This is a genomic window from Pseudomonas sp. BT-42-2 (assembly GCF_025847435.2).
In the GTDB taxonomy this organism is placed as follows: domain Bacteria; phylum Pseudomonadota; class Gammaproteobacteria; order Pseudomonadales; family Pseudomonadaceae; genus Aquipseudomonas; species Aquipseudomonas urmiensis.
Genome location: NZ_JAOYTM010000006.1, coordinates 33,819 through 45,639 on the forward strand (window position 1 = coordinate 33,819; position 11,821 = coordinate 45,639).

Below are 11,821 nucleotides of genomic sequence, written 5' to 3' on the forward strand. Positions count from 1 at the left end.
CATGGTTATCGCGGGGCAAGCCCGCTCCCACGCAAGCGCAATCTACAACCGCAACAGACAACTGAACTGCGAATGAAAAAGCCCCGGCATCGCTGCCGGGGCTTTGTTTTAGCTCACCTCAGGGCTCAGGAAGGCACCACCGCCGCCTGGCCACTCATGGCCAGATCCACCAGCTCGCGGTTGGCCACCGCGTACATCGCGTAGTCGGTCCCGGTAGCGTTGCGCAGATCATCCAGCATCGCGCGCCAGCGCTCGACCATCACCCGGTGCTGCTCGGCCCACAGGGCCACGCGGGCGTCCATGTCTTCGGGCGCATCGACCATCTGCAACACAGAAATGGTAATGGCCCGCTGCTGCAGGTCGATATCGTCGCGGAACGCCTCGCGGGCCAGGGCCTGCCAGTTGTTCTCCACCGGCAGGTTGCTGATCTCCTGCAGGTACCAGGTCAGGTCCAGCGCACTGCCCACGGCGAAGAACGCCTTGGCGACCTGGGCCGGATCGTGGCCGGTGACATCCGAGGCCTCGATGATCGGCAACAGGGTGTACAGATGGGTCGTGCCAGCGACCATCCGCGCCAGCAACTCCGGCACGCCAGCCTCGACGAAGCCCTGGTAGCGGACCTGCCAGCGTTCGCGGGTCGGCCCTTCGAGCAACTCATCGAGCTTGAGCCCCAGCTGGGCGATCTTCGGCCCGAAGTGGGCGCTGTCACGACCGGCGTCCTGCTCGTTACGCCGGCTGCGCAGGAACCAACGGGTCGCACGGCGGCCCAGGCGCATCAACTCGTCCATCAGGGTCAGCTGGATCTCGGCCGGGACTTGATAGTCGAGGGCCTCGATCTGGCGGAACCAGTGCGGCAAGTGGAAGATGTCGCGCACAATCACATAGGCCCCGGCAACGTTGGCCGGACTCATGCCAGTGGACTCCTTGAGCCGCTGGACGAAGGTGATGCCCATGTTGTTGACCAGGTCGTTGGCGATCTGGGTGCTGACGATCTCGCGCTTGAGGCGATGACGCCGCATGGCCTCGCCGAACTGGCTGAGCAACGACGGCGGGAACGCGGTTTCCATATCACGGGTCAGGTAGTCGTCGTCCGGCACCAGCGATTTGAGCAGTTGTTCCTTGAGGTCGATCTTGCTGTAGGAGATCAATACCGACAACTCAGCACGGGTCAGGCCCTGGCCAGCAGCCAGACGCTCATTGAGCTGCTCTTCCGAAGGCAGGAACTCGATGGCCCGATCGAGCTTGCCGCGCGCCTCAAGGTCAGCCATCAGGCGCTTGTATTCGGCAATCCGCTCGCGGGCCCGACGCGCCGCCAGCGACAGCGCCTGGGTCTGCTTGTAGTTGTTGCCCAGCACCAGCGAGGCCACTTCGTCGGTCATGCTGCCCAGCAGCTGGTTGCGCTGCTTCTCGGTCATGTCGCCGCCCTGCACCACTTCGTTGAGCAGGATCTTGATGTTGACCTCGTGGTCGGAGCAGTCGACGCCGCCGGCGTTATCGATGAAGTCGGTGTTGGTCGCGCCACCATTGAGGCCGAACTCGACCCGGCCAAGCTGGGTCATGCCCAGGTTGCCGCCCTCGCCCACCACCTTGCAGCGCAGCTCGTTGCCGTTGACCCGCAGGGCATCGTTGGCCTTGTCGCCGACATCGGCGTGGCTTTCGCTGCTGGCCTTGACATAAGTGCCGATGCCACCGTTCCACAGCAGGTCGACCGGCGCCTTGAGCAGCGCGTGCAACAGTTCGGTCGGCGTCAGGCGGTCGGCTTCGATGGCGAAGCGCTCCTTCATCTGCGGGCTGATGCTGATGCTCTTGGCACTGCGCGGGAAGATCCCGCCGCCTTCGGACATGATGCTGGTGTCGTAGTCGCTCCAGGCCGAGCGCGGCAGGTCGAACAAGCGCTTGCGCTCGGCGAAGCTGCTGGCCGGGTCCGGGTTGGGGTCGATGAAGATGTGCAGGTGGTTGAACGCCGCCACCAGTTGCAACTTATCGGACATCAGCAAGCCGTTACCGAATACGTCACCGGCCATGTCGCCGACACCAATCACGGTGATCGGATCTTGCTGCACGTTGATGCCACGCTCACGGAAGTGGCGCTGCACGCCGACCCAGGCGCCACGGGCAGTGATGCCCATTTTCTTGTGGTCGTAACCGGCCGAACCGCCCGAGGCGAAGGCGTCGCCGAGCCAGAAGCCATAGTCGATGGCGATGCCGTTGGCGATATCGGAGAAGGTTGCCGTGCCCTTGTCTGCGGCCACCACCAGGTACGGATCGTCATCATCGTGGCGAACCACGTTGGCCGGTGGCACCACGCCGCCGTCCTTGAGGTTATCGGTGATGTCGAGCAGGCCAGAGATGAAGATGCGGTAGCAGGCGACCCCTTCAGCCGCGATCTCGTCGCGGCTGCCACCGAGCGGCAACCGCCGTGGCAGGAAGCCGCCCTTGGCGCCGACCGGCACGATCACCGAGTTCTTCACCTGCTGGGCCTTGACCAGGCCGAGCACTTCGGTGCGGAAGTCTTCTTCACGGTCCGACCAGCGCAAACCGCCGCGAGCGACGTTGCCAAAGCGCAGGTGCACGCCCTCGACCCGTGGCGAATAAACGAAGATTTCGAACTTGGGTACCGGCTTGGGCAGCTCGGGGATCAGCTTGGGATTGAACTTGAAGCTGAAGTACGACTTGTTCTGGCCATTGCCATCAGGCTGGTAGAAGTTGGTCCGCAGGGTGGCCTTGATCAGGTCCAGGTAGCGGCGCAGGATGCGGTCTTCGTTGAGCACCTGAACGTCGTCCAGGGCACTGTTGATGGCCTGCTCCAGACGCAATTGCTTGTCGTCCAGATCATCCTGGGTGAGCTTGCGCGCCAGGTAGAAGCGGGTCTTGAACAACCGGGTCAGCTCGCGGGCGATGTCGGTGTGGTTGTTCAGGGTGCTGGCGATGTAGCCCAGGTCGAAGCCCAGGCGAATCTGCTTCATGTAGCGGGCGTAGGCACGCAGCAGCGCCACGTCGCGCCACGGCAGGCCGGCGGTCAGCACCAGGCGGTTGAAGGCGTCGTTCTCGGCGTCGCCCTTGACGATGTGGATGAAGGCGTCTTGCAGGGTGTCGTTGAGCTGCTGCAGATCCAGGCTCAGGCCTTCGCTGTAGGTAAAGGCGAAGTCGTGAATCCAGAACTCGCGACCGCTGGCATGGCGCAGGCGATAGGGAAACTCGCCGAGCACCCGCAGCCCCAGGTTTTCCAGGATCGGCAACACATCCGACAGCGCCAATGGCGTGTCGGCGTGGTACAGCTTGCAATGCAACAGGCGCTCACCCAGTTGGGTCAGCGGCTGGTAGAAGCTCATCGCCAGCGGCTTGCTTTCACTCAAGGCCAACACATGCTGCATGTCGACCACCGCCGAATGGGCGGCGAAGCGCTCGCGGTAGCCGGCCGGGAAGCCTTTGGGGAAGTCGGCCAGGATGTTGGTGCCCTGGGCCTCGCCGAAGTTCTCCACCACCAGGGTCGAGTAGTCGTCATGCCACGAGCGGCAGGCCTGGATCACTTCGTTTTCCAGCTGCTGCGGGTCGATGTCGATCCGATTCTTCGGATCGACCCGCAAGATCAGTTGCACGCGTGCCAGCACCGACTCGGAGAAGAAGGTCCAGAACTCGCAGTCGCTGGCCTTCAGACGCTCCATCAGTACCTGCTGGATCTTCTGCCGCACTTCGGTCGAGTAGATCTCCCGCGGTACATAGGCCAGGCAGTAGCAGAAGCGGCCATAGGGATCCTTGCGCAGGAATACGCGGATCTTGTTGCGCTCCTGGATCTGCACGATCGACATGACGGTACTGAACAGCTCGTCGATCGGCGTCTGGAACAGGTCGTCGCGCGGCAGCACTTCCAGCACCTGGGCCAGTTCCTTGCCCAGGTGCGCCTTCGGATCGAAACCAGAACGTCGCTCGACTTCCGCAACCTTGACCCGGATGTAGGGGATGGCATGCACGCTCTCGCCATACACCGAGGAGGTGTACAGGCCCATGAAGCGGCATTCCTTGATGACCTTGCCGTCGGCATCCAGTTGGCGGATCGACACGTAGTCCGGGTAGGCCGGACGGTGCACGCGGCTGGGCAGCGCGGCCTTGGCAAACGACAGCAGCAGCGGCTCGTTGAGGTAGGTGACGGCGTAATCTTCGATGCGCAGCTCTTCAGGCGTCAGGCCGACCCGCAGACGGCGCGGCAGGCCGAGGAAGGACTGCTCGTCGTAGTCGATCCGACCACCTTCGGCATCGCCCTGGACGGTGAATTCTTCATAGCCGAGGAAGGTGAAGTGGTTGTCCAGCAACCATTCGAGGAAAGCCTTGACCTCGGTCTTCTCGTGTTGCGCCTGCGGGTAGGGGGTCTGCTCGACCAGCGCCACGACCTCGCGCAGCTTGGCTTTCATCGGCTCGAAATCAGCCACGGCAACGCGCACTTCGGCCAGCACCTGCTCGATTTCGCGCGACAGCACGTTGAGCTCGGCGGCATTGGCACAGCGGTCGATCTCCAGGTACATCAGCGATTCATGCCGCACGCCTTCACCCTGGGTGCCCTTGGGCAGCAGCTCGAGCAGCTCGCCCTTTGCCCCGCGACGCACGCTGAGCACGGTGGTCTGCAGGGTGTGGATGCTGTAGCCACGGCGGTTGAGCTCGGTGCGTACCGAGTCGACCAGGAACGGCAGGTCATGGTGCAGCACCTCGACCACGGTGTGGGTCGACTGCCAGCCGTTGCGCTCGTAATCGGGGTTGTACACCCGCACTTGCGGGGTTTGCGGATCGAAGCGCTCGATGATGCGCCAGGCAGAGAGGGTGCAGCCAGCCAGGTCGGAAAGCCTGCGCTGGGTAAGTTCGTCCAGAGAGATGATGCCGAAGAACTGTTCGGCGAACAGCGCCACTTGTGGCAGTGACTGCTCGCTGATGTGCTGCGCCAGGGCCGTTTGCAGTTGATGCTGGAAGTCGGCTTTGCTGGCTGCGGTGAAGAACGCCATCTGTGGTACTCCGCTTGGGCTTTGTTTTGTAAGAGAAGCGTCGTGCGCGTCCGCCTTGCATGGATCAACCATAGCTAACCCACGGCAAAACAGGACGATGAAACCGGGCGTTGAGCGTGATCGGCACACTCATCCATTGCACGATGGGTACCTGCAAAAGCGACTGCCTGCGGCTGTGCCTTTACGCGAATCCATCGACTGGGCAGCTTAACGACTGAGCGGTCATCCCGGCTTGCAGCGCTGCGACATATTCGGTCAATGGCCGGTAACATTCGTTTATGGATTCGCCCAACACTGGCAGAATTCACTTTCACTTCACTTGACCCGAGCTGCCCATGCAACTGAAAACCGCCCTGCTCTTCGCCACCCCTTGCGATGACGAGGAAGACAACATGGCGACCCTGTGCTGCCACAGCGACAAGGGCCAGATGTTCTTGCTCACCCGTTATCCAGACGAAGACACGGTCGACCTGACCCTGGATGATGAGCCCTCGACCCTGGATGGGCTGAAGGTGACGCTCAGTGCCGAACGGCTGCTGCTGGAGGTGGCTGCGGGGGATACCGATGCACTCAAGGGGGATGACACCCTGGAGATCGTGTTGACTAGCCAAGGTACCGACCTGGCTGAGGTCGAGGAGACTCTGCGGATCATCCTCGAAGGCACCGGGACCTACGTCAGCGAGCTCTGAGTGATGGACTGAAGGTGCTGGCCTCATCGCGGGACTAGCGCCAGCCCTGAGCGGGCTTATCCCGCGATGAGGCCAGCACTGTAAACACACCACTCACTGAAACAATTGACAGCCAACCTTCCCGACAGGCATTGTCTGACAACCTGATCAATAGGCATCACCGTCCATGCTAGAGCTCCAGCGCCCAGACACCTTGGTAGAACGGGTCGTCAGCGCCATCCGCGCAGAGATCGATTCCGGCCGCCTGGCCGCCGAATCGCGCCTGCCTACCGAACAGCAACTGGCCGAGCAGCTCAATGTCAGCCGCTCGGTGGTGCGCGAGGCTGTGGCTCAGCTCAAGGCCGACGGTGTATTGATCGCTCGCCGCGGGCTCGGTTCGTACATTTCGCAAACGCCCAATGGCACGGTGTTCCGCTTCCCCGGCAGCAACGGGCGCAAGCCGGACCTGGTGCAGATGTTCGAGATGCGCCTGTGGATCGAAACCCAAGCCGCCGCCATCGCCGCCCGCCGCCGCGACGCCGCGGACCTGGCGAGCATTGCCAAGGCCCTCGAGCAGATGCTCGACAAGCGTAACGATCTGGCCGCCGCTGCCGCCGCCGATGTCGCCTTTCACCGCGCCATCGCCGAAGCCAGCAAAAACGACTACTTCGTGGCCTTCCATGATTTCCTCGGCGGCCAATTGGCCGCCGCGCGCCGCAATGCCTGGGAAAACTCCGCCACTCACTCAGTGGGGGGTTCGGCAGACGCCAATCGCGAACACCAGGCACTGTACCAGGCCATCGCCGACGGCGATCGCCACGCCGCTGCCGCCTGCGCCGAAGCGCACCTGCGCGCTTCGGCCAAACGCCTGAAAATCGACCTGCCCACCCTCGACTGAATCCGGAGAACCCTATCGCGACCTGGCGAGGTTTTCACACGCACTAGTTAGTCTGACAACCTGATAAGCAGATCCACCGACAAGAACACCAAGGTACCCCTGCATGACTTACGACTACCTCATCATTGGTGGCGGCATCGTCGGCCTCGCCACAGCGATGGCCCTGCTCGAACAGCGCCCCGGCGCCTCATTGTTGATTCTGGAAAAGGAATCCAGCCTCGGCCGCCACCAGACCGGGCACAACAGCGGCGTGATCCACGCGGGGATCTACTACGCCCCGGGCAGCCTCAAGGCCGAACTGTGCAAACGCGGCGCCCAGGCTACCAAGGACTTCTGCACCGAACACGGGATTGCCTTCGATGTCTGCGGCAAGCTGCTGGTGGCCTCCAACGAGCTGGAAATGCAGCGCATGCAGGCGCTTTATGAGCGCTCGCAGCAAAACGGCTTGAAGGTCGAGCGCCTGGATGGCGCCGAGCTCAAGCAGCGCGAACCGAATATCGCAGGCTTAGGCGCGCTGTTTGTCGATGCCACCGGCATCGTCGACTACAAGCAGGTCTGCTACGCCATGGCCAAGGTGATCGAGCAAGCCGGCGGCGAAGTGCGCCTGTCGACCAGCGTGCAGGCCATTGCCGAGCACGGTGATTACGTAGAAGTGAGCAGCGCCGAGCACAGCTGGCGCGCCCGTCAACTGGTGGCCTGCGCGGGCCTGCAATCGGACCGCCTGGCGCGCTTGGCCGGGGTCAAGATCGACCACCAGATCATCCCGTTTCGTGGCGAGTACTACCGCCTGCCGGCGAGCAAGAACCAGATCGTCAACCACCTGATCTACCCGATCCCCGACCCTGAGCTGCCGTTTCTCGGCGTGCACCTGACGCGGATGATCGATGGCAGCGTCACCGTTGGCCCCAATGCAGTGCTCGGCTTTGGCCGGGAGAACTACCGCAAGCTCTCGGTGAACTGGGGCGATGTCGCCGAGTACGCGCGCTTCCCGGGCTTTTGGAAAACCATCTGGAACAACCTCGGCTCCGGCACCCGCGAGATGAAGAATTCGCTGTTCAAGCGCGGCTACCTGGAGCAGTGCCGCAAATACTGCCCGTCGCTGCAGGTGGAAGACCTGCTGCCCTATGAAGCCGGCATTCGGGCCCAAGCGGTCATGCGCGACGGCAGCCTGGTGCACGACTTCCTGTTCGCCGAGACCCCGCGCATGGTGCATGTCTGCAATGCCCCCTCGCCGGCTGCCACCTCGGCTATCCCGATCGGCCAGATGATCGCCGAAAAGATCCTCCAGGCCCGCTGAACCTGCTGCACACACAACTACAAAGACAATAAGGAAACCTCAGATGTCGGTACATGAGGCGGCTGTGGCCGCAACGGAAACCCCCGATCAGAAACGCAAACGCCTGCGCAAGGTGGCCGCAGCGACCATCTTCGGCTCGATGCTGGAGTGGTACGACTTCTACCTGTACGCGACCATGGCGGCGATCGTGTTCTCGAAGATCTTCTTCGACGCCAGCAACCCGGCAGTGGCCTCGCTGCTGGCGTTTTCCACCTTCGCCATCGGCTTCATTGCCCGGCCCTTCGGCGGCATCCTGTTCGGCTACCTGGGCGACCGCTTCGGTCGCAAGCACGTACTGGTGATCACCTTCTGCATGATGGGCGTGTGCACCGCGCTGATCGGCCTGATCCCCAGCTACGCCTCGATTGGCATCTGGGCGCCGATCCTGCTGGTGGTGATCCGCATCATCCAGGGCCTGGGCGCTGGCGCGGAACTGTCGGGCGCCGCGGTGACCTCCTACGAGCACGCCAGCGAAGGCAAGCGCGGCAGCCAGGGTGCCTGGCCGGCGCTGGGGCTGAACCTGGGCCTGCTGCTGTCGTCGCTGACCGTGTACCTGCTGACCATGAACGGCAATGACTTCCTGCTCGCCGGCGGCTGGCGTATCCCGTTCATCGCCAGCATCGTGCTGGTCGCTGTCGGCCTGTGGGTGCGCAAGAGCATTCCTGAGACCCCGGACTTCAAGGAACTGGACAAGTCCGACGACAAGCCCAAGGTCTCGCCGCTCAAGCTGCTGTTCAAGAATGACCTCAAGGGCCTGGCCGTGGTGTTCTTCGTGGCCGTCGGCTACAACGCCCTGAGCTACATCTTCAAGACCTTCTCGCTGGCCTACCTGACCCAGTTCAAGGGTGTCGAGGCGCATGTCACCTCGCTGTCGGTGACCATCGCCAGCCTGGTGGCGATTTTCGCCGTGCCGTTCTTTGGCTGGCTGTGCGACCGCTGGAGCAGCAAGACCGTGCTGATGCTCGGCGGGGTGTTGTCGGCGCTGTTCGCCTACCCCTTCCTGCAACTGCTGGGCACTGGCGAGCCGACCATGATCTACATCGCGATCGGCATTGGCACCGGCATCCTGGCGCCGATGATGTTCGCCCCACAGGGCTCGTTCCTCAGCCGCCAGTTCCCGACCCAGACGCGCTCCTCGGGGTTTGGCACCGGTCGCGAGATCGGCACCGCGGTGGCCGGGGGCCTGGCGCCGTTGGGCGGCCTGGCGCTGGTGGCCAACTCCGCGACCCACTCCACCGAAGGTGTGGCGTTGATCCTGACCATCGCTGGCGTGCTGGTGGTGGCGTTCGCCTTGTGTGACCAGGGGCGCAAGCACTCCAACTCGAAAAACTGATCGGCGAAAACCGATCGGCGTATCCAATGCGGGGCCGCCAATGGCCTCGCGTTCGCTCAGCGGTTGGCGTGCACCGCCCGCCCACCTTCTGCGGGACGGTCGATGTAGGCCAGGTCGAGGATACTGTTACGCAGCCCCTTGAGCGGGTTCCAGTGCGCCGAAGCGTGAATGTAGCGGCCCTGCAGCAGTTGCTGTTCCTCCTCGGTCAAGCCCGGCTGTGCAGTACGCCCCAGGGCGAACTCATGCAACTTACGGCTGATTTCATGCAACGCCTGCGGCAATCGCCATGCCTGGCGCGTCTCATCCAGCTCAGCGAACGGCACCCCACTGCGCACCGCCAAGGCGTGCATGATGCGCAGGTAGATGCGCGACAGATGCCCGTACACCTCGCGCTCGCGCTGCAGTGCGGCATACACCTGTTTCTCTGGCAGCTCACGCCGGCCGCCGCCTGCGGGCATTTCCCAAGTGATAATGGTCGGACGCGGCGCTGGGCTATCGCTGTACTCACGTTCCAGCTGGGCCTGGGCCAGGAAATAGGCGCGACTTTGCGTCACCGGGGTGCGCAACGGCAGTCGATTGGACTGCGGCTTGCTCAACAGCACCCGTTCGACGCTGCGTTCAGGGTAACCACCGCCAATGTCTGAATGCACGCCAGGCAGCACGATGTCGTGCTCAGTGCGCACCAGCGGGTAGTTGTAACGTCGCTCATCGCCGGCCACCAGCTGTACCACCTGCTTGGCCACACCCGGCTCAAGGCCCAGGCGCAATCCCGAATAGCGGCCATTGGCCGGGCTGAAATTACCCTTGAGCGGCGCCACGATAGCCGCCACGGTATCGAACAATCCGACGAACTCAATGGTGATCTCGCAGCGTATGGCCAAACTTGCCAGCGCTTGCGCCAACTGGCTTTTTTCGCCCAGATGCAGATCGTTGACCAGATGCCGGGCCGCCGCCGCCCCGCGACTAAAGCCAAACAAATCGAACTCGAGCGTGACGGTGCGTCCGCCTGGATACGCCTGGCGCCAGCCCAGCAACTGCTCAACAATGGCCTGCACGGCTTGCCCCACCCGCGCCTTGACCCCAGTAGAGCCCCGCCCGGTCAGTTGATGATAGAGCGAGTCCTGCGCACCCCGGGTGGTGCCGATGCCTTCGACGTAGAGTGTGAAGCACTCGCGCAACGCGCCGTCAGGCAGTTTGGCCAGACCAGTGGGATACAGCTGGTGTAACAGGGCGACGTTAGTCGGTGCGTTGGCGTAGCTGCCCTGGCGCGTGTCGGCTGCAGCCGGGTTATCGTCAGCCCGCAGGCTGTTGCAGAAATTATTGCCCGTGCCGTCGAAGAACACCCCCAGACGCAGGGGCGTCGGGTGTCGCGGGAATGCCGCCGCCTGATGATCCGCCATGTCACTGCCCGTCCTGATTACCGAGCCTCCATCAAAAAACACAGTCACCGTTGGCGAGAATCAGGGTTTTTCCGCTTGCTCGTCGGAATCGGCCGAGGCCGCTGTCGTCTGTAACCCTTACATAAATTTGCGTGCCGCCATTAGTCGGCATGGGCCCGGATGGATTAAAGTATCACCCCCTGCCCGGGCTGCTCGTTTACCGCACCCCCGGCCCCTTTCCAGGAACCGTCGCCGATGGAACACCGTGAAGCGCTGATCGCGCTGCGCACCTTTCTTTCCTCCCAGATCCTGGGCCAGGAAAAGCTGGTTGAACGCCTACTGATCGTCCTCCTTGCCGACGGCCATATGCTGGTCGAGGGTGCACCGGGCCTGGCCAAGACCAAGGCCATCAAAGAGCTGGCAGAAGGTGTCGAGGCGCAGTTCCATCGCATTCAGTTCACCCCCGACCTGTTGCCTGCCGATATCACCGGCACCGAGATCTATCGCCCGGAAACCGGCAGCTTCGTGTTCCAGCAAGGGCCGATCTTCCATAACCTGGTGCTGGCCGACGAAATCAACCGCGCCCCGGCCAAGGTGCAATCGGCACTGCTCGAGGCCATGGCCGAGCGCCAGGTCAGCGTGGGCCGCAGCACTTACGACCTGTCGCCGCTGTTCTTGGTCATGGCCACGCAGAACCCGATCGAGCAGGAAGGCACCTACCCGCTGCCCGAGGCGCAGCTCGACCGTTTCCTGATGCACGTGAAAATCGGTTTCCCCGACGCCGCCGTGGAGCGGCGCATCCTGCAGCAGGCCCGTGGCGAAGCGCTCAATGGCGAGACCAAGCCGGAACGCCGGGTCAGCCAGCAGGCGATCTTCGCAGCGCGCAAGGAAATTCTCGGCCTGTACATGGCCGATGCAGTGGAGGAGTACCTGGTGCAACTGGTAATGGCCACGCGCACCCCAGCCAAGTTCGACAGCGAGCTGGCCGACTGGATCGCCTACGGCGCCAGCCCCCGTGGCTCGATCGCCCTGGACCGCTGCGCGCGTGCCCACGCCTGGCTGGCCGGACGCGACTTCGTCAGCCCTGAGGATATCCAGGCGGTGCTGTTCGATGTCCTGCGCCACCGGGTGATTCTCTCGTTCGAGGCTGAGGCGGCCGGGGTCGACCAGGACCGCGTGGTCCAACGCATCCTCGACGTCGTCGCAGTCGCCTGAG

At 63.2% G+C, this 11,821-nt stretch carries 7 protein-coding genes; 5 read left to right on the forward strand and 2 right to left on the reverse strand.

The window, feature by feature from the left end:
• Positions 1 to 125 precede the first annotated feature (125 nt).
• Positions 126 to 4,991, reverse strand: a complete 4,866-nt coding sequence (locus OIU19_RS04805; protein ID WP_186557269.1) for an NAD-glutamate dehydrogenase — start codon at positions 4,989 to 4,991, stop codon at positions 126 to 128.
• A 335-nt stretch (positions 4,992 to 5,326) separates the two neighbouring features.
• Here OIU19_RS04805 and OIU19_RS04810 point away from each other — a divergent pair, with 335 nt between their 5' ends.
• The 4 genes from OIU19_RS04810 (at position 5,327) to OIU19_RS04825 (ending at position 9,226) form a co-directional block, all read left to right on the forward strand.
• On the forward strand, positions 5,327 to 5,680 hold the full coding sequence (locus tag OIU19_RS04810; RefSeq protein ID WP_186557270.1) for a hypothetical protein: 354 nt from the start codon (positions 5,327 to 5,329) through the stop codon (positions 5,678 to 5,680).
• A 166-nt stretch (positions 5,681 to 5,846) separates the two neighbouring features.
• The gene (locus OIU19_RS04815; RefSeq protein ID WP_264233770.1) at positions 5,847 to 6,557 is read left to right on the forward strand and encodes a FadR/GntR family transcriptional regulator; all 711 of its coding nucleotides are present in this window, start codon (positions 5,847 to 5,849) and stop codon (positions 6,555 to 6,557) included.
• A gap of 103 nt (positions 6,558 to 6,660) precedes the next feature.
• Positions 6,661 to 7,854, forward strand: coding sequence for an L-2-hydroxyglutarate oxidase (lhgO, locus tag OIU19_RS04820; protein ID WP_264233772.1), 1,194 nt, complete (start codon positions 6,661 to 6,663; stop codon positions 7,852 to 7,854).
• Between the two features lie 43 nt (positions 7,855 to 7,897).
• Positions 7,898 to 9,226, forward strand: coding sequence for an MFS transporter (locus tag OIU19_RS04825; protein WP_186557273.1), 1,329 nt, complete (start codon positions 7,898 to 7,900; stop codon positions 9,224 to 9,226).
• Positions 9,227 to 9,282: 56 nt separating this feature from the next.
• Here the strand turns inward: OIU19_RS04825 and OIU19_RS04830 are convergent, their stop codons facing one another.
• Positions 9,283 to 10,626: a DUF2235 domain-containing protein gene (locus tag OIU19_RS04830; protein ID WP_264233775.1), complete on the reverse strand. Its 1,344-nt coding sequence runs from the start codon at positions 10,624 to 10,626 to the stop codon at positions 9,283 to 9,285.
• 234 nt (positions 10,627 to 10,860) lie between these two features.
• Here OIU19_RS04830 and OIU19_RS04835 point away from each other — a divergent pair, with 234 nt between their 5' ends.
• A complete protein-coding gene (locus OIU19_RS04835; protein WP_186557275.1) occupies positions 10,861 to 11,820 on the forward strand; it encodes a MoxR family ATPase in 960 nt (319 codons plus the stop codon).
• Position 11,821 lies beyond the last annotated feature (1 nt).